Source organism: Pseudomonas sp. PvP025, from assembly GCF_017832155.1.
GTDB lineage: Bacteria > Pseudomonadota > Gammaproteobacteria > Pseudomonadales > Pseudomonadaceae > Aquipseudomonas.
The window spans coordinates 5,472,226-5,494,799 of record NZ_JAFIBJ010000001.1; the positions used below are offsets into that span (position 1 = coordinate 5,472,226).

At 62.4% G+C, this 22,574-nt stretch carries 21 protein-coding genes and 2 pseudogenes; 11 read left to right on the plus strand and 12 right to left on the minus strand.

Annotated elements, in window-relative coordinates:
- Position 1 precedes the first annotated feature (1 nt).
- Entirely contained in the window at positions 2-1,147 is a 1,146-nt protein-coding gene (locus tag JOE32_RS23880) for an efflux RND transporter periplasmic adaptor subunit (RefSeq protein WP_209989748.1), read from the minus strand.
- A 283-nt stretch (positions 1,148-1,430) separates the two neighbouring features.
- Between JOE32_RS23880 and JOE32_RS23885 the strand changes: the two genes are divergently transcribed.
- A complete protein-coding gene (locus JOE32_RS23885) occupies positions 1,431-2,063 on the plus strand; it encodes a TetR family transcriptional regulator (protein ID WP_057007860.1) in 633 nt (210 codons plus the stop codon).
- Positions 2,064-2,351: 288 nt separating this feature from the next.
- Here JOE32_RS23885 and JOE32_RS23890 read toward each other — a convergent pair whose 3' ends face one another.
- From JOE32_RS23890 to JOE32_RS23900, 3 genes are read right to left on the minus strand one after another with little or no spacing between them, the layout of a single operon-like run.
- Positions 2,352-3,407, minus strand: a complete 1,056-nt coding sequence (locus JOE32_RS23890) for an alkene reductase (protein WP_057007861.1) — start codon at positions 3,405-3,407, stop codon at positions 2,352-2,354.
- Between the two features lie 46 nt (positions 3,408-3,453).
- On the minus strand, positions 3,454-4,620 hold the full coding sequence (locus JOE32_RS23895; RefSeq protein WP_209989751.1) for an MFS transporter: 1,167 nt from the start codon (positions 4,618-4,620) through the stop codon (positions 3,454-3,456).
- Positions 4,621-4,634: 14 nt separating this feature from the next.
- The gene (locus JOE32_RS23900; RefSeq protein WP_209989754.1) at positions 4,635-4,949 is read right to left on the minus strand and encodes a helix-turn-helix transcriptional regulator; all 315 of its coding nucleotides are present in this window, start codon (positions 4,947-4,949) and stop codon (positions 4,635-4,637) included.
- 154 nt (positions 4,950-5,103) lie between these two features.
- Here JOE32_RS23900 and JOE32_RS23905 point away from each other — a divergent pair, with 154 nt between their 5' ends.
- Entirely contained in the window at positions 5,104-5,688 is a 585-nt protein-coding gene (locus JOE32_RS23905) for an ACP phosphodiesterase (protein WP_209989757.1), read from the plus strand.
- Between the two features lie 109 nt (positions 5,689-5,797).
- On the opposite strand, the gene JOE32_RS23910 is transcribed toward JOE32_RS23905, so the two are convergent.
- Both JOE32_RS23910 and olsB read right to left on the minus strand, forming a co-directional pair.
- Complete coding sequence (locus JOE32_RS23910; protein ID WP_209989760.1) at positions 5,798-6,589, minus strand: lysophospholipid acyltransferase family protein; 792 nt, start codon at positions 6,587-6,589, stop codon at positions 5,798-5,800.
- A complete protein-coding gene (gene olsB, locus JOE32_RS23915) occupies positions 6,589-7,344 on the minus strand; it encodes an L-ornithine N(alpha)-acyltransferase (protein WP_003233840.1) in 756 nt (251 codons plus the stop codon). The genes JOE32_RS23910 and olsB overlap by 1 nt, the downstream gene beginning before the upstream one ends.
- A gap of 184 nt (positions 7,345-7,528) precedes the next feature.
- On the opposite strand from olsB, the gene JOE32_RS23920 reads away from it, so the two are divergent.
- The 4 genes from JOE32_RS23920 to JOE32_RS23935 all read left to right on the plus strand — a co-directional run bounded on the left by JOE32_RS23920 (position 7,529) and on the right by JOE32_RS23935 (position 10,724).
- A complete protein-coding gene (locus JOE32_RS23920; RefSeq protein ID WP_209989763.1) occupies positions 7,529-8,602 on the plus strand; it encodes a serine hydrolase in 1,074 nt (357 codons plus the stop codon).
- Positions 8,599-8,913: an amidase gene (locus tag JOE32_RS23925; RefSeq protein ID WP_209989766.1), complete on the plus strand. Its 315-nt coding sequence runs from the start codon at positions 8,599-8,601 to the stop codon at positions 8,911-8,913. Before JOE32_RS23920 ends, JOE32_RS23925 begins: the two co-directional genes overlap by 4 nt.
- A gap of 70 nt (positions 8,914-8,983) precedes the next feature.
- A complete protein-coding gene (locus JOE32_RS23930; protein ID WP_209989769.1) occupies positions 8,984-9,565 on the plus strand; it encodes a YceI family protein in 582 nt (193 codons plus the stop codon).
- 1 nt (position 9,566) lies between these two features.
- Positions 9,567-10,724 (plus strand): phosphatidylserine/phosphatidylglycerophosphate/cardiolipin synthase family protein, encoded by a 1,158-nt coding sequence (locus JOE32_RS23935; protein ID WP_209989772.1) that lies wholly within the window; start codon positions 9,567-9,569, stop codon positions 10,722-10,724.
- Here JOE32_RS23935 and JOE32_RS23940 read toward each other — a convergent pair.
- Positions 10,699-11,703 (minus strand): annotated as a pseudogene (locus tag JOE32_RS23940) (S8 family serine peptidase); the annotation flags it as partial. The gene JOE32_RS23935 and the pseudogene JOE32_RS23940 overlap by 26 nt on opposite strands.
- 280 nt (positions 11,704-11,983) lie before the next feature.
- On the minus strand, positions 11,984-14,275 hold the full coding sequence (gene bglX / locus JOE32_RS23945; protein WP_209989778.1) for a beta-glucosidase BglX: 2,292 nt from the start codon (positions 14,273-14,275) through the stop codon (positions 11,984-11,986).
- 237 nt (positions 14,276-14,512) lie between these two features.
- Between bglX and JOE32_RS23950 the strand changes: the two genes are divergently transcribed.
- The 4 genes from JOE32_RS23950 to JOE32_RS23965 all read left to right on the plus strand — a co-directional run bounded on the left by JOE32_RS23950 (position 14,513) and on the right by JOE32_RS23965 (position 17,867).
- Positions 14,513-15,124 (plus strand): LemA family protein, encoded by a 612-nt coding sequence (locus JOE32_RS23950; protein WP_209989781.1) that lies wholly within the window; start codon positions 14,513-14,515, stop codon positions 15,122-15,124.
- 18 nt (positions 15,125-15,142) lie between these two features.
- Positions 15,143-15,868 carry a TPM domain-containing protein gene (locus tag JOE32_RS23955; protein ID WP_209989784.1) on the plus strand — a complete coding sequence of 242 codons (726 nt, stop codon included), beginning with the start codon at positions 15,143-15,145 and terminating at the stop codon, positions 15,866-15,868.
- 31 nt (positions 15,869-15,899) lie between these two features.
- Positions 15,900-16,517 carry a TPM domain-containing protein gene (locus JOE32_RS23960; protein ID WP_209989787.1) on the plus strand — a complete coding sequence of 206 codons (618 nt, stop codon included), beginning with the start codon at positions 15,900-15,902 and terminating at the stop codon, positions 16,515-16,517.
- Positions 16,518-16,649: 132 nt separating this feature from the next.
- Positions 16,650-17,867: an SAM-dependent methyltransferase gene (locus tag JOE32_RS23965; RefSeq protein WP_209989790.1), complete on the plus strand. Its 1,218-nt coding sequence runs from the start codon at positions 16,650-16,652 to the stop codon at positions 17,865-17,867.
- 9 nt (positions 17,868-17,876) lie between these two features.
- Here the strand turns inward: JOE32_RS23965 and JOE32_RS23970 are convergent, their stop codons facing one another.
- The 3 genes and pseudogenes from JOE32_RS23970 to JOE32_RS23980 all read right to left on the minus strand — a co-directional run bounded on the left by JOE32_RS23970 (position 17,877) and on the right by JOE32_RS23980 (position 20,121).
- Complete coding sequence (locus JOE32_RS23970) at positions 17,877-18,845, minus strand: FecR domain-containing protein (RefSeq protein ID WP_209989793.1); 969 nt, start codon at positions 18,843-18,845, stop codon at positions 17,877-17,879.
- A pseudogene (locus JOE32_RS23975) lies at positions 18,842-19,014 on the minus strand (sigma factor-like helix-turn-helix DNA-binding protein); the annotation flags it as partial. The gene JOE32_RS23970 and the pseudogene JOE32_RS23975, both read right to left, overlap by 4 nt.
- Before the next feature lie 90 nt (positions 19,015-19,104).
- Entirely contained in the window at positions 19,105-20,121 is a 1,017-nt protein-coding gene (locus JOE32_RS23980) for a DUF4917 family protein (protein WP_209989796.1), read from the minus strand.
- Positions 20,122-20,244: 123 nt separating this feature from the next.
- Here JOE32_RS23980 and yiaY point away from each other — a divergent pair, with 123 nt between their 5' ends.
- Positions 20,245-21,393: an L-threonine dehydrogenase gene (gene yiaY / locus JOE32_RS23985; RefSeq protein WP_209989799.1), complete on the plus strand. Its 1,149-nt coding sequence runs from the start codon at positions 20,245-20,247 to the stop codon at positions 21,391-21,393.
- Here the strand turns inward: yiaY and JOE32_RS23990 are convergent.
- On the minus strand, positions 21,390-22,547 hold the full coding sequence (locus JOE32_RS23990) for an MFS transporter (protein WP_209989856.1): 1,158 nt from the start codon (positions 22,545-22,547) through the stop codon (positions 21,390-21,392). The two genes, yiaY and JOE32_RS23990, sit on opposite strands and share 4 nt — an antisense overlap.
- Positions 22,548-22,574: the final 27 nt, after the last annotated feature.

A 22,574-nucleotide genomic window follows, 5' to 3' on the forward strand; every position in this document is an offset into this window, starting at 1 on the left:
ATTACTCCCCTTTGCCGGCTGCGGCAGCAGGAGCGGCAGCGCCGGCAGGCTTGGCGTTGTCAGCCTCCTTGACCTTCACCTCGGCACCCGGCTTGACGTACTGCAGGCCTTCGGTGATCACACGGTCACCGGCGTCGAGGCCTTTTTCCACCAGCCAGTAGGCACCGGCGGTGCGGTTGGCGACCAGGGTGCGTTGCTCGACCTTGTTGTCCTTGTTCACGATCAGCGCGGTCGGGATGCCCTTGAGGTCACGGGTCACGCCTTGCTGCGGTGCGAGGATGGCCTTGCTGTTCACACCGGCCTGCAACTGGGCGTGCACGAACATGCCGGGCAGCAGAGTGTGGTCAGGGTTGGGGAAGACTGCGCGCAGGGTGACCGAACCGGTGGTCTGGTCAACCGACACTTCGGAGAATTCCAGCTTGCCGTCATGGCTGTAGTCGCTGCCGTCTTCGAGGGTCAGCTTGACCTTGGCGGCGTTGGCGCCGGCTTTTTCCAGCTGGCCGCTTTCCAGGTCGCGGCGCAGTTTCAGCATTTCGGCCGAAGACTGGGTCACGTCGACGTAGATCGGGTCCAGTTGCTGGATCACCGCCATGGCATCGGCCTGGCCGTTGCTGACCAGTGCGCCTTCGGTGACTGCGGAACGACCAATGCGCCCGGAGATCGGCGCCAGCACCTTGGTGTAGCGCACGTTGATCTGCGCGGTTTGCATATCGGCTTCTGCGGTCATGCGGTTGGCCAGGGCGGTGTCGTATTCCTGGCGGCTGACGGCTTGCTCATCGACCAACTGCTTGTAGCGGTCGGTGATCGACTTGGTCTGGGTCAGCTTGGCCTGGGCGCTTTTCAGCGTGGCCTCATACACCGACGGGTCGATCTGATAAAGCTGCTGGCCTTCCTTCACGTCTGCGCCTTCCTTGAACAGGCGCTTGAGAATGATGCCGTTGACCTGTGGCCGAACTTCCGCGATGCGGTAGGCCGTGGTGCGGCCTGGCAGTTCGGTGGTCAAGGTGAAGGCTTGCGGTTGAATAGTGACTACGCCGACCTGAGGGGTTTGAGCGGGCGGTGCCGCTTCTTCCTTTTTACATCCGCTGAGCAGCGATGCCAGGGCGACGGCAGTGACCAGAGCGGTAACAGCTGGCTTAAGTTGCATGAAGATCCTCGGGTCAGGCGCGCTGAGTGCGCACAAGAAGTGTGGAAGGGTGGAAAACAAGTGAGTGGATAAGTAGCTTGCTACGCAATATACTTACGTTCATGGTTGTTTGTAAACTCTTGACAGGCTTCGTGGAATGTTGACAAAGCAACGTGCGAAGCCTCGATTTCATTACGTTCGGTGCCCATGACGGTGTCGTCCCAAAAATATACGGATGATCGTTAGCGTCTATTAACTGCGCGTTAACGATAGTCTGAAGTGCCCTGATTGAGGTTTTACTGCCATGGTTCGTCGCACCAAAGAGGAAGCTCAGGAAACGCGCAGCCAGATTCTCGACGCCGCCGAGCACGCTTTTTACGAGCGCGGCGTGGCGCGCACCACGCTGGCGGATATCGCCTCGCTGGCGGGTGTCACGCGGGGCGCCATCTACTGGCATTTCAGCAATAAGTCCGATCTGCTGCAGGCGCTGCTCGACACGTTGCACGAACCCCTGGATGACTTGGCCCGGGCCAGTGAAAGCGAGGATGAACTTGACCCATTGGGCTGCATGCGCAAGTTGCTGATTCGTCTTTATCATCAAGTGGCTCTGGACCCGAAAACCCGGCGTATCAACGAGATCCTGTTTCATAAGTGCGAGTTCACCGATGAGATGTGCGACATGCGCCGCCAGCGCCAGACGCACACGCTCGAATGCAACCTGCGCATCGGGCTTACATTGCGTAACGCGGTGCATCGCGGGCAACTCCCGGAAAACCTCGACACAGCGCGCGGCGCGGTGTGTATCCACGCCTACATTCACGGCTTGATCGGTCAATGGTTGCTGGTGCCCGACAGTTTTCAACTGCATCAGGACGCCGAGCGTTGGGTCGATGCAGGGCTGGACATGCTGCGCCTGAGCCCGAGCCTGCGCAATTGAGACAAAATGCGTAATTGCATCAGGTTGTGTCAACAGTAAAGCGCAGGGGCGGTCAATCGTCCCTCTGCCTATTCGTGGGATGACTTTATATACGGGCTGGCGCGCAGTTGATAGGTAGCCGGCTAAGTATTTTGTAGCGTTATTGTTTCGGTTCTGTGAAGCAATGTTTCCAAAGGGACACATCAGGTTTAAAAAATGTGGAGGGGGCTTGCTCCCGATGGCGGTATACCCGTCAGTAAATCAGCTGACTGGCACACGGCTATCGCAAGCAAGCCCCCTCCTATTTGGTTACAGCGCCAGGGTTGGGTAATCGATATAGCCGACCGGGCCCTTGGCATAGAAGGTTTCCGGGTGCGCCTCGTTCAGCGGTGCGTCGGTTTTCAGGCGCGCCGGCAGGTCCGGGTTGGCGATGAACGGAACGCCGAATGCCACCGCGTCGGCCTTGCCCGACGCCAGCCAGGCATTGGCGCTCTCTTTAGTGAAGCGTTCGTTGGCGATGTACACACCGCCGAAGGCTTCCTTCAGGCGCGGGCCGAGGCTGTCGCCGGCTTCCTTTTCGCGGGAGCAGATGAACGCGATGCCACGCTTGCCCAATTCGCGAGCCACATAGGTGAAGGTCTCGGCAGGGTTGTCGTCGCCCATGTCGTGGGCGTCGGCGCGCGGTGCCAGGTGCACGCCGACGCGGCCGGCGCCCCACACGTCGATGGCCGCGTCGGTCACTTCCAGCAGCAGGCGCGCGCGGTTTTCCAGGGAGCCGCCGTACTGGTCGGTGCGCTGGTTGGTGCTGCTCTGCAGGAACTGGTCGAGCAGGTAGCCGTTGGCGCCGTGGATCTCGACGCCGTCAAAGCCTGCGGCCTTGGCGTTTTCGGCGCCGGTGCGGTAGGCGTCGACGATGTCGGCGATTTCAGCGGTTTCCAGGGCCCGCGGAGTTGGGTAGTCGGCCAGCGGACGCACCAGGCTGACGTGGCCCGCCGCCTGCACGGCGCTCGGCGCCACCGGGGCTTCGCCGTTCAGGTAGGACGGGTGGGAGATGCGGCCGACGTGCCACAGTTGCAGGAAAATCTTGCCGCCCGCGCCGTGAATCGCTTTGGTCACATTGGCCCAGCCGCGTACCTGGTCGTTGGACCAGATGCCTGGCGTGTCCGGGTAACCCACGCCCATCGGTGCCACGGACGTCGCTTCGCTGAGGATCAGCCCGGCGGAGGCGCGTTGCACGTAGTACTCGGCCATCATCGCATTGGGCACACGGCCTTCATCGGCGCGGCAGCGGGTCAGCGGCGCCATGATGATGCGGTTCGACAGTTCCAGGTCGCCCAGTTTGATCGGATCGAAAATAGTCGTCATCGAGAAAATACCTTTCTGTTTAGGTGGATCAGTCTGTTCAAGTGGATCAATGCGTCGCAGGGGCCAGGTCGGCATCGCCGCTCTGACGGAACGTCAGCAGGGTCACCAGCAGCGCGAGGATCGCCAGGGCTGCGGCCGCGAGCGGCACGCTGGTGAGGCCGAAGCCGTGGGCGATCACGCTGCCGCCGACCCAGGCGCCGAGGGCGTTGCCAATGTTGAAAGCGCCGATGTTGAGGGTGGACACCAGGTTTGGCGCCGCCTTGCCGAACGTCACCACGTTGATCTGCAGCGCGGGTACCGCGGCAAATGAGGCGGTGGCCCACAGGAACAGGGTGATTTCGGTGGGGATCAGCGCGACGCTGGTCCAGGTCAGCGCCGTGGAGATCACCGCCATGCTGATGAACACGCCGATCAGGGTGGCCGCCAGACGCTTGTCCGCCAGCTTGCCGCCGATGATGTTGCCCAGGGTCAGGCCCAGGCCGATCAGCAGCAGGGTCCAGGTCACGCCGTGGGGCGAGACGCCGGTGACGTCGCCGAGCAGCGGGGCAACGTAGGTAAAGAGGGTGAACATGGAGGCGGCGAACAGCGCGGTCATGCTCAGCGACAACCAGATGCCGGCGCCCTTTAGGGCGGCCAGTTCGGCACGCATGTTGAGTTTTTCTTCGTCACGCTTGGCTGGCAGAAAGCGGATGAGGCCGATCAGCGCCACCACACCAATCACCGTCACCGCCCAGAAGGTCGAGCGCCAGCCGGCCTGCTGGCCCAGCGCCGTGCCCAGCGGCACGCCGAGCACGTTGGCCAGGGTCAGGCCGGTAAACATCAGGGCCACCGCCGAAGCGCGCTTGTTGGCCGGCACCAGATTGGCCGCCACCACCGAACCAATGCCGAAGAACGCGCCGTGGCACAGCGCCGTGACCACCCGGGCGAACATCAGCACGTTGTAGTCGCTGGCCAGGGCGCAGAGCAGGTTGCCGACGATGAAAATGCCCATCAACGCCACCAGCGCTGCCTTGCGTGGCAGTTTGGCGGTGGCCAGCGCCATGAACGGTGCGCCGATGGCCACGCCGAGGGCGTAGCCGGTTACCAACCAGCCGGCGCCCGGGATCGATACGCCAAGGTCCGCCGCCACATCGGGCAGCAGGCCCATGATGACGAATTCGGTGGTGCCGATGGCGAAGGCGCTCAGGGCCAGTATGAGTAGCGAGAGGGGCATTGGGGTGTCCTGGGTTAGTGCGCTGCGCTGAGTTCAGCGATGAGCGCCGCGAGGAAAGCCTGGATCACTTCCTCGTTGCGTTTGAAAAAGTGCCACTGCCCGGCCTTCTGGCTGCTGATCAAACCCGCCCGTTGCAAGGTGGCCAGGTGGGCCGACACGGTCGACTGGGACAAGCCGCAGCGCTGGTCGATCTGCCCGGCACAGATGCCGTATTCGTGGTTGTGCAGTTGCTCGGGGAACTGCACTTTCGGGTCTTTGAGCCAGGTGAGGATGTCTCGTCGTACTGGGTGCGCCAGGGCTTTTATTATTTCGTCGAGGTCGATGGACATGGCAGGTGCTCGGTGTCGTGTAGCGTTATATCGCGATGAGGCGAACCTTAAATCGTTATAACCCGATATACCAATATGATTTTGCTCTGAGGTCAGCTCAAATCGGTATATCGGGTTATAACGATACGTTGACGGCAGTGCTAGACTGCGCGCCATGAATTATCTCGCACATCTGCACCTGGGCGGCCAACTTCCCGCGCAACTGCTGGGCAGCCTCTATGGCGACTTTGTCAAAGGCCGCCTGCAGGGCCAGTACAGCCCGCCAATCGAAGCGGCGATCCAGCTGCATCGTTCCATCGACCGTTTCACCGACAGCCATCCGTTGATAGGGGAGGCGTTGTCGCGCTTCAGCCTCACGCGTCGACGTTATGCCGGGATCGTCCTCGATGTGTTTTTCGATCACTGCCTGGCGCGGGATTGGGCACTGTATGCCGACCAGCCCCTGGAGCATTTCACCGCCCAGGTGTACCGCGTGCTGGCGGCTGAACCGCAACTGCCGGGGCGGCTGGCGCAGATTGCGCCCTGGATGGCAGCGGATGACTGGTTGGGTTCGTACCGCGAGTTTGCGGTGATGGACCAGGTATTGCGCGGGATTTCGCGGCGGCTGACGCAGCCCGAAGAGCTGAGCCATGCCATGCAGGAGTTGCGCACGTTATACGAACCGTTGAGTGACGACTTCCGGCGTTTCTACCCTGAATTGCAGGTGTTCGCACAGTCTCAACTGACAACACAAGACTAACTGTGGGAGGGGGCTTGCCCCCGATAGCAAGGGTTCAGCCAGCACATGCAGTGACTGACACGCCGCCCTCGGGGGCAAGCCCCCTCCCACATGTTTGACCGTGCCCGCTTCAGGCAGCGTAAGCAGGTCGCGCCGCCACGTGCTCAGCCTCCGGCAACGGCCCGAACAACGCCTTCTGCACCGCCTGCTGCGCCTGGAATGCCAGCGCCGCGCGTTCCTGCCCAGCGCAGGCGATCGGCTTGAGCACATGAATTTCTACATCGCCCTGATCATTGGCAAACAGGCGCATCAGGTGCGACAGCAAATCATCATCGCCAATAAACGGTGCCAGCGGGTCTACCTGGCCGTTGCGCAGGTAACGAATCGCCACCGGTTGCAGCGACACGTCGGCATCGATCGCACTGGCCAGCAGGCGCCCGTGGAACGTGCGCAGGCTGCGCCCGTCGGTGGTGGTGCCTTCGGGGAACATCAGCAGCGGGTGCTGTTGCTCGAGATGACGGGTCATCTGCTTGCGAATCAACTGACTGTCGCCCGAGCCCCGACGAATAAACAGGCTGCCGGCCTTGGCTGCCAGCCAGCCCGCCACCGGCCAGGTGCGCACCTCGGCCTTGGACAGAAACGACAGTGGCGTGACCATGCCCAGCAGCGGAATGTCGGTCCAGGACACGTGGTTGCTCACCCACAGCATCGGCGTGCGCGGCAGCTCGCCATGCACCGTCACGCGAAAGGGCAGGGCATTGCTCAAGCGTGCCATGAAGAAGCGCGACCAACGCTGGCGCCGCACCATCGAGTTGGCCACGCCCAGGCGCTCGAACAGGCCAAACACACTGGCCATGCTCAAGCCCAGCGCCACCACCAGCAGCACCCGGGCAATGCGCCCGTACACCCGCAGGCGGCCCATTACACAGCCGCCTTGAAGTGGCGCGCGTAACGCGGGCAGAGGTTGTCGCGCTTGAGCAGGATGAACACGTCGGCCACCTGGAAGTCTTCATCCCAGCACGGCTCGCCGCAGATTTTTGCGCCCAGGCGCATGTAGGCCTTGAGCAGCGGCGGCATTTCGGCGATGACGTTGGACGGCAGGTCCAGCGCCGGCAACGGTTTTTTCGGTTCGGCGCGCAGGTGTTCGTTGCACAGGTAGCGTTCGCGCAGGCGCTGCATGATGGCGTGGGCCTGGATGCCGCCGTCGTGCATCGGAATACTCGCGCAGCCCATCAGGTAGCTGTAGCCGCCCTGGTTGAGCACTTCGGCCAACTCGCCCCAGAGCACGGCGATGGTGCCGCCGTTGCGGTAGGCCGGGTCGACGCAGGTACGGCCGATTTCCAGGATCGGACCTTGCAGGTGCAGCAGGCCATGCAGGCTGAATTCTTCTTCACTGTAGAACCGGCCCAGGGTGCTGGCGGCCTGGTGATCGAGCAGGCGGGTGGTGGCGACCAGTCGACCACTGTTCAAATCCCGCACGCCGATGTGGCTGCAGTGAACATCATAGTCATCCATGTCCAGGCCCAGTTCCGCGCCTTTCAGCTTGGCGTTGAATTCGCCGCTGAACACGTTGAACCGCAGGGCCTGTGCTTCCTGCAAAGCCTGTGCGCCAACCAGGCGTTCGGCTTGCAGACGGCGTTCATTGCCGGTGTCGCTGATGCGGGCGATCTGAGTCATGGCGAATCTCCGAGTGCCAGCCACGTTTCGGCCGGTCGACTTGTTTGTCCAAACTCAGGCTATGTAGGCTCGGTGTCATCTCCATGAAGCTACGGTGACGGTTGGGTGACACGCCCCGTGTCGCCAAACTGTCATGGGCCTGGGCTAGCCTCGCGGGCTTGAATGCCCCCTTGAGTCTGCGTCCATGGTCAGAGGCCTGTTGTGTGTTGCCCTGCTGTTAGTCACCGCTGCCGCCCACGCAGAAACCTGGCCCGGCAAGGAGTGGGCCAGAGGTGAGCCACTGGCCGGGCCCGCCGTCGAGGCACTGGATGCCTACGCGTTTCCCGCGCGCGACGACGCGACCCGTCAGGGCGTTCGCACCGACGCGCTGCTGGTGATCCGCGATGGCCAGATCGTCTATGAACGCTACGCCACGCCCACCAGCGCCAGCACGCCACACCTGACCTGGTCCATCAGCAAGAGCCTGATGGCCACGGTGCTCGGCGTGGCCTACGGGCAAAATCGCTTCAAGCTGAGCGACCCGGCCGCACGTTTTTACCCGCCGATGAAACAGCACCCCAAGGTGACCATGGCCGATTTGCTGCACTGGGCCTCGGGCCTGGACTGGCAGGAAGACTACGAATACGCGCCGCTGAAGTCCTCGGTGGTGGCGATGCTCTACACCCGTGGCCATGGCGACATGGCCGAGTTCGCCGCCGACACCGACGCCGCCGTGGCGCCCGGCAAGGCCTTTCGTTACTCCAGCGGCGACAGCAATATCCTCTCTGCCGCGCTGAGGGGCATGCTCGGCCACAAGGCGTACGTGAGTTACCCCTGGGATGCGCTGTTCGAGCCGCTGGGCATCCGCTCGGCCACCTGGGAAACCGACGCCGACGAAACCTTCGTTGCCTCCTCCTATGCCTACCTCACCGCCCGCGATCTGGCGCGGGTCGGCCTGCTGATGGCGCGCGAGGGACGTTGGGGCGATGAACAACTGCTGCCCAAGGACTGGGTGGCTTTCAACCGCAAGCCGTTCGACGGCTATAAGGCCGGCCAGGATGAAGCCGTACCGGGCGGTCAGTGGTGGCTCAACCAGGGCACGCCACGCCCCTGGCCCGACGCCCCCGCCGACACCTTCGCCGCACTGGGCCATTGGGGCCAGGCGCTGTTCGTCCTGCCCGACGAACACGTGGTGATTGTGCGCTACGGCGACGACCGCGACGGCACGTACGGCCATAACGAACTGCTCAAACGCGTGCTCGCGGCGGTGCAGCCATGATCCGTCGTCATCCGATTCTCAGCCTCTTTGCCGTGCTGCTGCTCGTCCTGCTCGGCTGGGTGTGGCATGAGCGCGTCAATCTGCAAGCCTTCCCCGACATCATTGCGGCCTACACTGCCAAGGAATATTGCTCGTGCCGCTATGTGGCGAATAATCCTGCGGAGTATTGCCGGGGCTACGTGAAACAGTACGTGCCCACCAGTGCGTTTCGTGACAACCCGGAGCGCAGTGAGGTGACGGCGAGTGGGTTGGGCCGCACGCACAGTGCACGCTGGTTGGGCGAACGCCAGGGCTGTCGCCTGACTCCCTGAGACAATGGATTTGCGCGGTTCGTGACATTGCGCTTAAGGTTCGTGCAGGTTTTTTGCCCCATGAGTCGCTATGTTCTCTGTCAAACCCCTGGCCTTTGCGCTGCTGGCCTGCGCCGCCGTACCCGCACACGCCGCCTGGTACCTCGATAACGAATCCTCGCGCCTGTCGTTCGTCACCACCAAAAACACCGAGATCGCCGAAGTGCAGCGCTTTCTGGTGCTGCATGGCAAGGTCGACGGCAAGGGCGCGGCGCAGTTGCAAGTGGAGCTGGAGTCGGTCAACAGCGCCATCCCGCTGCGTGATGAGCGCATGCGCAACGAGCTGTTCGAGATCAAGACGTTCCCTGAAGCGCTGATCAATGCGCAGATCAATCTGCAGCCGATCAACGATCTGGCGCCGGGGGCGCAAATCGAGCTGCGCCTGCCGATAAGCGTCACCCTGCATGGCAAGACCCAGACCTACAGCGCCGAGCTGCTGGCCACGCGCCTGGATGATCGGCGCTTTCAGGTGGTGACGCTGGAGCCGGTGGTGCTGCATGCCGAGGATTTTGACCTGATGCCGGGCGTGGCCGCGCTGCGCAAGGCGGCGGGGCTCAAGTCGATCAGTTTGTCGGTGCCGGTGGGTGCGGTGCTGATTTTCACGGCGCGCTGACATGAGCGGCGCGGTGTTCCCGTGGCGCAGCGCCAACCGTTTCGAGTTGTTGATCGACGGCCCGCAGTTTTTTCCGCAGATGTTGGTGGGCATCGCCCGGGCCGAGCAACAGGTGGACCTGGAGCTGTACCTGGTGGAGGCGGGGGCGTGTGCCGAAGCGATGGTGCAGGCGCTGGTGCACGCTGCCGAACGCGGCGTGCGGGTGCGCTGCCTGTTCGACGATTACGGCAGCCTGGCGTTCACCTTCGGGCTGCGCAAGCGCTTGACCGACGCGGGAGTGCAGCTGCGGTTCTACAATCGCCTGAGCTGGCGCCGTTGGATGCGCAACCTGTACCGCGATCATCGCAAGCTGCTGCTGATCGACCAGGCAACCGCCGTGGTCGGCGGCACGGGCGTCACCGATGAATTCTGGACGCCAGGGCAGGACACCGCCGACTGGCACGAAGTGATGGTGCAGATCAGCGGGCCGCTGGTGCTGGACTGGCAGGCGCTGTTCGACCGCCAATGGCACGCCAACGCAGCGCGTCGGGCGTGGAAGCCGGCGACCCATTTCGGTTTGCCACGCCTGCCCAAGGTGCCGCCGACCGGCGCGGGCCTTGGCCGCGTCGCCTATGCCGACGCCCGTCAGCATCGCGATATCCTGCAGTCGCTGATCCGCGCCTTGAACAGCAGCCAGCGACGTATCTGGCTGGCCACGCCGTATTTTCTGCCGACCTGGAGCGTGCGCCGAGCCTTGCGCCGCGCAGCCGGGCGCGGGGTGGATGTGCGCCTGTTGCTCACCGGCCCGCGCACCGATCATCCCTCGGTACGTTATGCCGGGCATCGCTACTACCCGCGTCTGCTGCGCGCAGGCGTGCAGATTTTTGAATACCAGCCGTGCTTCCTGCACTTGAAAATGGTGCTGGTGGACGATTGGGTGAGCATTGGCTCATGCAATTTCGATCACTGGAATTTGCGCTTCAACCTGGAAGCCAACCTGGAAGCGCTGGACCCGGCACTGACGCTGGCCGTGGCGAGCAGTTTCGAACGCGATTTTACCCAGAGTCAGGCGGTCAGTCTGGAGGCCTGGAAAGCGCGGCCGTTATGGCGGCGGGTGAAGCAGCGGGTGTGGGGCTGGATCGACCGGCTGGTGGTCAATCTGTTGGATCGGCGAGGGTAAGCCCCATGTCCGTTCCGGGCGCGGCCAGGCACCAGTCTTTGCTGAAGCCGCAGCGTTTGGAAAAATCGCCCAAGGTCAGCTCCCTGTTCAAGTTGACGACGGTCAACCAATAGGGCTCCAACTCTGCAATGGCACGTGGCAGGTTGGGCTGCAGTCCGGCATTTGGTGCTGTTTGAGGGGAGGCGTTTGCCGTGGGCAGGTTGCCTGCTGACCAGACGTGCAGCATCCCATACTTGCTGGCGTTGTCGGCTATGGCCTTGAGTTCTGTATAAACGGCGGTTCCGGTATCGCTTAATACACTGTCCAACTCTGCTTCATTCGCAGGGGAAAATGGGCTCCCCCAACTATGGTTGACGACGCGCACATTCTGTCTGTGCAAATCGGCATAGGCGGCGCCTACCGCTGCTGCTGTCGGAAGCGGGGCTCTCCAAATATCGGTGATGGCAATGGGACCTCCCAGATAGGTATTACCGAACTTGCGCACTGCACTCAGATTAGCCCCGTAAGCCACACCCTGGACCCCGGAGCCATCGCGATTGGCAGTTGCTATACCGGCAACATGGGTGCCGTGCGCATCGTATGTAGTGCTTACCAGGCCGAGATATTCATCAAGTTGCTCCCGGGTAAGGCTGCCGTCGGCAATCAGTTCTTCAAGGGTCGCCAATGCGTCGGGTGGCAATGAGCCGATAACGGTTACAGCAGCACGATCACCTTCGGCGTAGAAGCAGCCATTTTCCAGCGAGGCCCCACTCAGGCAGCCGTTGTCAGCCATGAGCACGCCGATAGTTGGCTTCCAGGCAAATTCGCTATGGCGCAAGTCGGTTCCGGAGTCGTAAATGCCTATTTGAACCCCCGCGCCACTCAACCCCCGGGCATAAGCGTAATCCGCACCGACTGCACCCAACCCCCAGTTACTCTTGAACTCTTCACTGCGCCAACTGGCGGCATCGTGCAGGCGTCCCTGCTCGGTGTAGTTCGCCGCGGTAACGGGCGTACCCCACAGGCAGCCGAGCACACAGAGGGCGATCGCATTTCGTTTGAACGATGATTGAGCAGGCGTTGTTGCAGCGGCCGTTCGAGGGCGAATCGTAGGTGACATAGTTCGCACACTTGCACATAAAAATGGGCTGACAGCGTGTGCGAACGGGCGGGGGCATTGATGTAGGGATAGGCTTGGAGCGCAGAGCGAAAGTGACTTTTCTGCTGCGGATACGTGTCACCACGCAAGCCCCCTCTTCAGGGAAGAGGGGCTGCACGTATTACAACAGCTCGAAGGTCTGCTGCTGCACGTCCTGGGAATCCAACCCGATCTGCACATTGAACTCGCCCGGCTCGGCGGCGAATTTCAGTTGGGTGTTGTAGAACTTCAAGTCTTCCTCGGTGATGGTGAAGTGCAAGGTGCGTTCTTCACCGGCCTTGAGCATGACTTTCTGGAAGTTCTTCAGCTCCTTGACCGGACGGATCATCGAGCCGGCCACGTCCTGGATATACAGTTGCACCACCGTTTCGCCATCCACCTTGCCGGTGTTCTTCACCGTGACGCTGGCGTCGAGCTTGCCGGTCTTGTTCAGGGTGGTGGACGACAGCGCCATGTCCGACAGGGTAAACCGCGTGTAGCTCAGGCCATAGCCGAACGGAAACAAGGGGCCGGTGGTGTCATCGAAATACTGCGAGGTGTAGTTGCCCGGCTTGCCCGGGGTGAACGGCCGGCCGACGCTCAGGTGGTTGTAGTAGGTCGGGATCTGCCCCACCGAGCGCGGGAACGTGATCGGCAGCTTGCCCGACGGGTTGTAGTCACCGAACAGCACGTCGGCAATCGCATGACCGCCTTCGGTGCCGGCGAACCAGGTTTCCAGAATCGCGTCGGCTTGCTTGTTCTCGTCGACGATCGACAGTGGACGGCCGTTCATCAGCACCAGCACCAGTGGCTTGCCGGTGGCCTTGAGTGCCTTGATCAGGTCGCGCTGGCTTTGCGGGATGTTCAGGTCGGTGCGGCTGGACGACTCGTGGGACATGCCACGGGACTCGCCCACGGCGGCGACCACCACATCGGCGTCTTTGGCGGCCTTGACCGCTTCGTCGATCATTGCCTGGGCCGGGCGGGCGTCATCCACCACTTCCGGGGCATCGAAGTTGAGGAAGTTGAGGTAGTCGACCACGGCCTTGTCGTTGGTGATGTTGGCGCCACGGGCGTAGATGATCTTGCCTTTTTCGCCGATCACCGCGTTCATGCCGTCGAGCAGGGTCACCGATTGCTCGGGTTTGCCGGCGGCGGCCCAACTGCCCATCATGTCGATCGGTGCCTTGGCCAGCGGGCCCACCAGGGCGATGGTGGCGGATTTTTTAAGTGGCAGGGTGTCGTTCTGGTTTTTCAGCAGCACCAGGCTGCGGCGCGCGATATCGCGCGCATCGCTGCGGTGCAGGCGGCTTTCGGCGTAGGTGTCGGCCGGGTCGTCCTCGGCCTTGCCGATGCGCAGGTACGGGTCTTTGAACAGGCCCATGTCGTACTTGGCGGCGAGCACTTCGCGCACGGCGTTGTCGATGTCACTCTGTTCGATCTCGCCGGACTTGAGCAGCCCCGGTAATTCCTTGGCGTAGAGCGAGTCGTTCATGCTCATGTCGATGCCGGCCTTGATCGCAAGCTTGGCGGCTTCACGCCCGTCCTTGGCCACGCCGTGCTTGATCAGTTCGACGATCGCGCCGTGGTCGCTCACGGCCAGGCCCTTGAAGCCCCAGTCCTTGCGCAGCAGGTCGTTCATCAGCCAGGTGTTGGCGGTGGCGGGCACGCCGTTGATCGAGTTGAGCGCCACCATCACGCTGCCGGCACCGGCCTTGATCGCCGCGTGGTAGGGCGGCAGGTAGTCCTGGTACATCTTGACCGGGCTCATGTCGACCACGTTGTAGTCGCGCCCGCCTTCCACCGCGCCGTACAGGGCGAAGTGCTTGACGCTGGCCATGAGGCTGTCGGCATTGGCCGGGCTTGTGCCCTGGAAGGCCTTGACCATCACGCCGGCGATGCGCGAGGTCAGGTAGGTGTCTTCACCGAAGCCTTCGGAGGTGCGGCCCCAGCGCGGGTCGCGGGAGATATCGACCATCGGCGCAAAGGTGATGTCGAGGCTGTCGGCGGCGGCTTCCTGGGCGGCGATGCGCCCGGAGCGGCCGATGGCGTCCATGTCCCAGCTGGAGGCCAGGGCCAGGCTGATCGGGAAAATGGTGCGGTGGCCGTGGATCACGTCGTAGGCGAAGAACATCGGTATCTTCAGGCGGCTGTGCATGGCCGCGTCCTGCATAGGACGGTTTTCCGCGCGGGTGATGGAGTTGAACGTGCCGCCGATGCGGCCGGCGGCGATTTCCTTGCGGATCAGCTCGCGGGGCATTTCCGGGCCGATGCTGATCAGGCGCAACTGACCGATCTTTTCATCCAGGGTCATCTGCCTGAGCAGGTCGCTGACGAAGGCGTCCTTGTCTTTAAGCGCAGCAGGCTTTGTTTCCGCCCATGCGGGATGACTGGCCAGAGTGGCTACAAGGCCGAGCAAACACAGCTTCTTCATGAATATCCTTTTTCGGCTCACTGCACAGCACTGGGCTGATCGGCCGAAATGTGGGGAGCGTCTATTGTTGTTCGGGTGTTGTTCAGATAAATGCAGCACACTCTGAACTCTTTTTCGCGCTGGGCATCTTTGTAGCTGATTGGCTCGATGCATGCCAGTGGTGGCGGATTATGCCCCAAGCGTGTTGCTTGTGGGATGAGTCGTCACATTCCATCAAGGTTCGTCAGGAGAAACACCATGCAAGCAGCACTCCCTTACCGTTGGGGCTTCAAGGCCGCGGCATTGTTATTGATCAGCACGCTGCTGAGCGGTTGCGGCATCAACACCATTCCCACCCTGGACGAGCAGGCCAAGGCCGCCTGGGGCCAGGTGCAGAACCAGTACCAGCGCCGCGCTGACCTGATCCCCAATCTGGTGGAAGTGGTCAAGGGCTATGCCGCCCATGAACAGGACACCCTCACTGCCGTGATCGAAGCGCGGGCCAAGGCCACCTCGATCCAGGTGGATGCCAGCACCCTCGACAACCCGGAAAAACTCAAGCAGTTCCAGCAGGCCCAGGACGGCCTCAGCGGTGCACTCAGCCGTTTGATGGTGGTGTCCGAGCGGTATCCGGACCTCAAGGCCAACCAGAACTTCCTGGCCCTGCAGTCGCAACTGGAAGGCACCGAAAACCGTATCGCCGTGGCGCGTCGCGATTTCATCCAGGCCGTGCAGGCCTACAACACCGAAATCCGCACCTTCCCTGGTCGTCTGTGGCACAGCGTGATGTACAGCGACCTGCCGGTGCGCGCTTCGTTTGAAGCCACCAGTGCCGATGCCGATAAAGCGCCACAAGTGAAGTTCAAATAAGACTTTCCTGAGGTGTCGATGCGTTTATTACGGATAGGGTTGGCGCTGTGGCTGTTGGCCTGCGTGGGCGCAGCTCAGGCGGCGCTGAACTTCCCGGCGCTGACCGGGCGGGTGGTGGATAACGCCCAGATGATCGACCCGGCGGTGCGCGAGCAGTTGACCCGGCAGTTGCAGGCGCTGGAACAAACCTCGGGCGAGCAGATCGTGGTGGTCACTGTGCCGGACCTGCAGGGCGTGCCCATTGAGGACTTCGGTTATCAGTTGGGCCGCGCCTGGGGCATCGGGCAGAAGGGCAAGGACAACGGCGCGCTGTTGATCGTCGCCCGCGATGAGCGCAAATTGCGCATCGAAGTCGGCTATGGCCTGGAAGGCGTGCTGACCGATGCGCAGTCCTGGGTGATCATCAACCAGGTGATCGCGCCCAAGTTCAAGGCCGGCAATTTCAGTCAGGGCATCAGCGACGGCGTGGCCGCGATGATCCAGGTGGTGGGCGGTGAGCCGCTGGCCGTGCCGGCCCATGTGGCGGACGCGAATTTTGCGCTGGATAACCCCGGATTTTCCATCGGCCTGTTTGTGCTGCTGATCGGCGTGTTATGGCTGTGCAACCGCATGGGCCTGCCGGTGGGCGCTATCTTGCTGGCGATCCTCAGCAGCAGCGGTCGCGGCGGCGGTGGGGGAGGCGGCGGTGGCTTCCGGGGCGGCGGCGGTGGGTTTGGCGGCGGCGGTGCTTCAGGTGGCTGGTGATGACAACAACTAAAAACGGACATGTACAACCATGGCATTACTGACTGAACACGAACAACGCCAGGTCGCCGAAGCGATTGCGCGGGTCGAGCAACAGACCGACGCGGAGCTGGTGACCGTGCTGGCGGCGCGTGCCGACGACTACGCCTACATCCCGCTGTTGTGGGCCAGCCTGATCGCGTTGGTGGTGCCGGGTATCGTGCATTACCTGTCGGGCTACATGACCATGTACACCTTGCTGCTGGCGCAATGGGCGACATTCATCATGCTGTGCCTGCTGTTTCGTCTGCCCAGCGTCACCACCCGTCTGATTCCGCGTTCGGTGCGCCACTGGCGCGCGTCCAACCTGGCGCGGCGCCAGTTCCTCGAACAGAACCTGCACCACACGCTGGGCAGCACCGGGGTGCTGATTTTTGTCAGCGAGGCGGAGCGCTATGTGGAAATCCTGGTGGACGACGGCATATCCAAACGCCTGGATGACAGCAGTTGGGACGCCATCGTCAAGGCGTTTACCCGGCAGGTGAGACAGGGGCAGACCCTGGCCGGGTTTATTGCCTGTATCGAGGCGTGTGGTGAGTTGCTCAAGGTGCATGTGCCGGTGACGCAGACGCGTAATGAGTTGCCCAATCGGCTGGTCGTGCTCGAATAATCCAGGCACGCCATGAGCCCTGTGGGAGCTGGCTTGATGTTGACTGACTGACCGTTGATCAAATAACTGCGTGCCCCCAACCGCCATCCCCCCTAAAATGCCCGGCATTTCCTGCCCGAGGCGTTTTTGTTCATGTCCGTCACCGCTAAACCCGCCAGCCCCGCGCCGGATCATCATGCCCGGTTCATCGAACTGCTGAACGCAAGCCTTGCGCAAAACGCCTTTATCAAGCTGGTGCTGGCCAGGTACGTCGGTGAGGAAGCCGAGCTGCAACGGCTGATCATCAAGCCGGTAACGGTCAAGGAGCAGGCGTGCCTGTCCTTCGTGTACCGCTACAAGACCCGCGATATCACCCGCAACCTGCCGCTGGCGGACGGCGTGGCGGCGATTGCCGAGCTGCTGCCGGCCTCGTTCAAGAACGCGCACCTGTTGTCGCTGACCGACGAAGTGCAACTGGAATACAGCAAGAAAAACAAAAGCTCGCTGTTCAAAAGCAAGCCGCAGCAGCTGCGTGAGGCGCCGTCGGCCGAGCACAACCGTGAGAAGCACCGCTTTCTCGACCTGAGCCGGCCGTTCCTTGCCGATCTGGGGGTGACCGACGCCAGGCAGGCGCTGATCCCGTCGATGTCACGCAAGTGGAAGCAGATCAACAAGTTCATCGAAGTGTTCAGCCATGCGCTGACCTCGTCGCCCCTCAAACTCGACCAACCGGTGCGCGTTGCCGATTTCGGTTCGGGCAAGGGTTACCTCACGTTCGCGATCCACGATTACCTGCGCAACACCCTTAAGGTCGAAGGCGAAGTCACTGGCGTGGAGCTGCGCGAAGACATGGTGACCCTGTGCAACGCCGCCGCTGCCCGCCTCGAACACCCCGGGCTGCTGTTCAAATGCGGGGACGTGCGCAGCGTGGCGCCGAGCGAACTGGACGTGATGATCGCCCTGCATGCCTGCGACATCGCCACCGACTACGCGATCCACACCGGCATCCGCTCCGGCGCGTCGATCATCATGTGCTCGCCGTGCTGCCATAAACAGATTCGCCTGCAGATCCAGAGCCCCGCGCTGCTCAAGCCGATGTTGCAATATGGTCTGCACCTGGGCCAACAGGCGGAAATGGTCACGGACAGCCTGCGTGCGCTGTTCCTCGAGGCCTGTGGTTATGAGACCAAGGTGTTCGAGTTCATCTCGCTGGAACACACCAACAAGAACAAGATGATCCTCGCGGTGAAACGCGCGCAGCCGTTGGACAATGCGCAGTTGCTGGTGAAAATCCAGGAACTGAAGGCGTTCTATCAGATCACTGAGCATTGCCTGGAAACCCTGCTGCACGCGGATGGTTTGTTGAGCTGAAGCGCGGGTTTATGGGCTCGGTTCGATCCGCAGGATGCCGTCCGCCGAGGCCACGGTTTTCACCGGCAGCAGCGCGGGCAGGGCATTGAGCAGGGCGTCGGGATCATTCACATCCAGGTTGCCCGACACCTTGAGCGCCGCAACTGCCTTGTTGACCTGCAACTGCGCCTGAGGGCGGTACAGGCTCAACTCGTCGATCAGGCTGGCCAGTTCCAGGTTGCGAAACGACAAGTGGCCGCTGCGCCAGTCGGCCACCTCTTCGGCGGTGAGGGATTGCTGTTGCAGCGAGCCTTGGGCGTAGCGGTAAATCGCGCGGTGCCGGGCGTCGAGCAGGGCGACGGGTTTGTTTGCGTCCGGCTCGAACGCCACTTGGCCATGGGCGACGCTGACCACCAGTTGCTGCTGGCTGCGGCGCACATCGAAGCCGGTGCCTACTGCCCGCACAGTCGCGGTGCCGGCCTGCACGTACAGGGGGCGTTCCTGGTCAGCGGCGACGTCGATGTACAACTGGCCCTGGTCCAGGTGAAGAATGCGTTGATGCGCGGTGAAGTCAACGCGGATGTGGGTGTTGGCGTTCACGTACAGCGTGCTGCCATCGGGCAGGGCGAGGGTGCGCATGCCCTTGGCGTGAACTGCCACCTGGCTGTGATACGGATCGCGGGGCGCGCCCAGGTGCGTGGCCAGCACGGCACAGAGCACGCCGGCTGCCACGGCCAGCGCCGGGCGCCAGAGGGACGGTTTGCGTGCAGGCAGCGCCACGGGCTTGTTCAGTTGTTGAAGTTGGGCGAGGTCGGCCCACAGCTGTTCGAATTCGGCATAGGCATGCGCATGCGCAGGCACCGACTGCCAGGCGGCAAAGGCTTTGCGCTCGGTGCGGCTCAGGTGGTTGCGGTTGCGTGCAAACCAGCTGGCGGCCTGTGCATCGATGGCGTCGCGTGCGTCGATGTCCAGGGCGTCGGTGTCGCTCAGGCGGTTCATTCTGGCTGCTCCGTGCCGGGGTCGGATTGAAGGCGCCTTTGCAATGCAGCAGGGCGATCTGCGCCTGGCTCATGCCCTCGAAGCGGTGCAGCATAAGGGCTTCTCGCCTGCGGGGCGAGCGTTCGGCGAGGACTTCGTGCAATTGTTCCAGACGCTGCAGGCACTGCGCGACTGCGCATGAGCTATTTCAGGCAACCACCCCCCCTATGGCGAGCGGGCTTGCCCCGCGTTGTGGCGCGAAGCGCCTCCCACCTTTTGATCAGCGCTCAACCGGGACGGAGAGTGCCGGGTTGCCCAGTGGATGGGTACGTGCGGCAAAGAACCGCACTTCCATGCCCGTGCCGTCCAACAACTGCGAGTAGCGCCTTTTCTGCTGACGGATAAACCCGTCACTGCGCCCCGACACCGCGATCGCCAGGGTACTCACATCCGCTTGGCGAATCGCATCCACCAGGTGTTGATCCTGCGGCCCCAGGTCATGGCCGAAGATGCACAGCGCGCCCTTGTGGCTGAGCAATTGTTCATAGCAGAACGACAGGTAATCCGAGCTGCGGATGGTCTTGAGCTTCTCCTGCACCGTGCCTTCGCTGACGAACAGCGGCACGTCGTCGAGGGTCTTGATCGTGTTGTTGATGGCAAAACTGCTGAGCAGGGTGCTGTCGGTGGACGCCAGTTTGCGCGCGGTGCCGTCGAGGTTGCGCACCAGGTGCAGGCCGCCGTGCAGGTACAGAATGCGCGTGGCGTCGGTGCGGGTGTCGCGCAGGTCGAAGTGGGCGTCGGCACTGCGGAACAGGTCGTCGATGCCCGGCGTGTGCAGGATCGCCCAGTAATTGAGCAAATCGTAGTTGCTGGTGAACACCGTCGGGTAGCGCTGCAGTTCCTGGTTGATCGTCGCCAGTGTCGATGGCTGCACCAGGCGCCACGGGATATGCACGGCGTGGATGGTATTGATCAGCGCTTCCTTGATCGCGTAGTAGCGGTTGCGCGGCGCCGCCGAGCTGACGGCCAGTGCCTTGTTGACCCGGCTGGTGGTTTTCAGTGCGCCCAGGGCCTGCTCGAAACTGCGGGTTTGCAGGGCGTCGAACACGCTGAGCTCGGAGGGGCCCAGGGGTTTTTCTTCGACGGTGCGCGCGTTTTCGAACAGCGAGTCGTAGGCAAAGTCTTCCCAAATCGTGCGGCTGGCGCCGTTGCCGATCAGAATCCCACTGAAGTCGAGGGCAGCACGCAGCGTGCTCCAGTCTTCAAGGTGGGCGTCGATATCCTGGAAATCCTTCATTGCGGCGGGTCTACTCAAAATCGGCTGGACGGTGACTTTATCACGAGCGGGCATTGATCCTGGTCAACATGCGCCGTGCGGCAAGGGTTGATCCTGTCGGCCTAACGCCTCCGAGGATTGACCATGAGCAGCACCTTCTTCATTCCCGCCGTCAACATCATGGGCACCGATTGCCTGGACGACGCCATGCTCGCCATCCGCAACTACGGTTTTCGCAAGGCGCTGATCGTGACCGACGCGGGCCTGGCCAGGGCGGGCGTGGCCGGCATGATTGCCGAGAAGCTGGCGCTGCAGGACATTGACTCGGTGATCTATGACGGTGCCAGGCCCAACCCCAACGTGGACAACGTCGAGAAAGGCCTGGTGCTGCTGCAACAGAGCGCCTGTGATTTCGTGGTGTCACTGGGCGGCGGCTCGCCCCATGACTGCGCCAAGGGCATCGCGTTGTGCGCCACCAATGGCGGGCGTATCGGCGATTACGAAGGCGTCGACCGGTCGAGCAAGCCGCAACTGCCGCTGGTGGCCATCAACACGACTGCCGGCACCGCCAGCGAGATGACCCGCTTCTGCATCATCACCGATGAAACCCGCCACGTGAAAATGGCCATCGTGGACCGCAACGTTACGCCGTTGCTGTCGGTCAACGATCCCGCGCTGATGGTCGGCATGCCCAAGGGCCTCACCGCCGCGACGGGCATGGACGCGCTGACTCATGCCATCGAAGCCTACGTATCCACCGCTGCCACGCCGATTACCGATGCCTGCGCGATCAAGGCCATCGAACTGATCAGCGCCAACCTGCGCCTGGCGGTGCGCGACGGCAGCGACAAAACCGCACGGGAGAATATGGCCTACGCCCAGTTCCTCGCCGGCATGGCCTTCAACAATGCGTCACTGGGTTTTGTGCATGCCATGGCGCACCAATTGGGCGGCTTTTATGACTTGCCCCACGGTGTATGCAACGCGGTATTGCTGCCCCACGTGCAAAGCTTCAACGCCAGTGTCTGCGCCAGGCGCCTGAGTGATGTGGCGCGCGCGCTGGGTGCCGATGTCACCGGCATTACCGCCGAAGAGGGCGCCCAGGCCGCCATCGCCGCGATCCGCAGACTGTCCCACGACGTGGAGATCCCCGCCGGCCTGCGCGAACTCGGCGCGAAGTTGCAGGACATTCCACTGCTGGCCAGCAATGCGCTGAAGGACGCATGCGGGCTGACCAATCCTCGTCGGGCGGATCAGCGGCAGATTGAGGAGGTTTTTCGCAGTGCGTTTTAGATCGCTCGGCAGCGAGCCACACAGGCGCAGGCTGCACTCGCCAGCAGCACGCACAGCAGCGTAAAGGGCCATGCCTGCTCGTTCACAAGCAGGCTCGCCACGCCGCCGATCAGCGCGGCGATCAATTGATGCATGAAGCCGCTCAAGGCCATGGCGTAGGCGCCACTGACCGGGGACTGATCATTGGCCATGGATAAGCTGGTGGGATAACTCATCGACTGTCCCACCAATGCCAGGCAATAGGGCATCCACAGCAGCACCGCCAGTGCGCTCGCAAATACACTGCCCAACAGCATGATCGCGGTGCCCAGCAACACCAGCGCACTGCCGGCGCTCATCATCGTCAATCGCCCCACGTGCGCGACAAGGTGATTGACCAGCAGCGCCCCTGCCAGATACGCGCCGCTGATCGGCCAGCCCAGCCAGCCATATTGCGCCGCGCTCCAGCCAAAGCGCCCTTGCAGGATCAACGGTGCACATGTGTTGAACGCGATGATCACCCCGTAGCCCAGCCCGCCAGCGAGTGCCGCGTACAGGAAGGGGGGATGTCGCACAATCTGTGTGTAAACACGCCATGTCGAGACCGAAGGGGCGGCTTTTATACGCGTCGTAACTATCATGCGCTGCACCACCACCATCAGCACACCGGCCCCTAGCGCCAAGGTATAAAAGATCGCCTCCCAACCGAATGCCACCTGCAACAGCGAACCTGCGAACTGGCCCAGGCCCAAGGCAATCACAAAAGTCATTCCCAACCATGACAACCCCTTGGCCAGCAGTGCGCCGCTGAAAGCATCGCGCACCAGCACGCGCGCCATTACCGCAACGCCACCCGCGCCAAGGCCCTGAATCAGCCGCATTGCCAGGAAGAATTCGACATTGACCGCCAACGCAATTGCCGCACTCGCCAGCGCGTACACCGCCAACGCTGCAAGCAATACCCGCTTTCTGCCAAACCGCTCGCCCGCGCTGCCCCATAGCAGCATCGGCAGTGCCATGCCCACCAGGTACACCGCAATGGCCATTGCCACCTGCTCTTCTGCGGCTGGCAGTGAGTGGGCGATGGCCGGGACTGCCGGCAAGTAGCTGCTGATGCCGGCTTGAGCAAGGAAGGCGGCGCTGCAGGCGAGGATGAGTGTGGTGGTGTTTTTCAAAATAAATCATCCTTCACCTTAAATGAT

Excerpts from the sequence above, each read along its gene's own strand:
- JOE32_RS23880 (WP_209989748.1), bottom strand. The coding sequence starts at position 1,147 with ATGCAACTTAAGCCAGCTGTTACCGCTCTGGTCACTGCCGTCGCCCTG.
- JOE32_RS23885 (WP_057007860.1), top strand. The coding sequence starts at position 1,431 with ATGGTTCGTCGCACCAAAGAGGAAGCTCAGGAAACGCGCAGCCAGATT.
- JOE32_RS23890 (WP_057007861.1), bottom strand. The coding sequence starts at position 3,407 with ATGACGACTATTTTCGATCCGATCAAACTGGGCGACCTGGAACTGTCG.
- JOE32_RS23895 (WP_209989751.1), bottom strand. The coding sequence starts at position 4,620 with ATGCCCCTCTCGCTACTCATACTGGCCCTGAGCGCCTTCGCCATCGGC.
- JOE32_RS23900 (WP_209989754.1), bottom strand. The coding sequence starts at position 4,949 with ATGTCCATCGACCTCGACGAAATAATAAAAGCCCTGGCGCACCCAGTA.
- JOE32_RS23905 (WP_209989757.1), top strand. The coding sequence starts at position 5,104 with ATGAATTATCTCGCACATCTGCACCTGGGCGGCCAACTTCCCGCGCAA.
- JOE32_RS23910 (WP_209989760.1), bottom strand. The coding sequence starts at position 6,589 with ATGGGCCGCCTGCGGGTGTACGGGCGCATTGCCCGGGTGCTGCTGGTG.
- olsB (WP_003233840.1), bottom strand. The coding sequence starts at position 7,344 with ATGACTCAGATCGCCCGCATCAGCGACACCGGCAATGAACGCCGTCTG.
- JOE32_RS23920 (WP_209989763.1), top strand. The coding sequence starts at position 7,529 with ATGGTCAGAGGCCTGTTGTGTGTTGCCCTGCTGTTAGTCACCGCTGCC.
- JOE32_RS23925 (WP_209989766.1), top strand. The coding sequence starts at position 8,599 with ATGATCCGTCGTCATCCGATTCTCAGCCTCTTTGCCGTGCTGCTGCTC.
- JOE32_RS23930 (WP_209989769.1), top strand. The coding sequence starts at position 8,984 with ATGTTCTCTGTCAAACCCCTGGCCTTTGCGCTGCTGGCCTGCGCCGCC.
- JOE32_RS23935 (WP_209989772.1), top strand. The coding sequence starts at position 9,567 with ATGAGCGGCGCGGTGTTCCCGTGGCGCAGCGCCAACCGTTTCGAGTTG.
- bglX (WP_209989778.1), bottom strand. The coding sequence starts at position 14,275 with ATGAAGAAGCTGTGTTTGCTCGGCCTTGTAGCCACTCTGGCCAGTCAT.
- JOE32_RS23950 (WP_209989781.1), top strand. The coding sequence starts at position 14,513 with ATGCAAGCAGCACTCCCTTACCGTTGGGGCTTCAAGGCCGCGGCATTG.
- JOE32_RS23955 (WP_209989784.1), top strand. The coding sequence starts at position 15,143 with ATGCGTTTATTACGGATAGGGTTGGCGCTGTGGCTGTTGGCCTGCGTG.
- JOE32_RS23960 (WP_209989787.1), top strand. The coding sequence starts at position 15,900 with ATGGCATTACTGACTGAACACGAACAACGCCAGGTCGCCGAAGCGATT.
- JOE32_RS23965 (WP_209989790.1), top strand. The coding sequence starts at position 16,650 with ATGTCCGTCACCGCTAAACCCGCCAGCCCCGCGCCGGATCATCATGCC.
- JOE32_RS23970 (WP_209989793.1), bottom strand. The coding sequence starts at position 18,845 with ATGAACCGCCTGAGCGACACCGACGCCCTGGACATCGACGCACGCGAC.
- JOE32_RS23980 (WP_209989796.1), bottom strand. The coding sequence starts at position 20,121 with ATGAAGGATTTCCAGGATATCGACGCCCACCTTGAAGACTGGAGCACG.
- yiaY (WP_209989799.1), top strand. The coding sequence starts at position 20,245 with ATGAGCAGCACCTTCTTCATTCCCGCCGTCAACATCATGGGCACCGAT.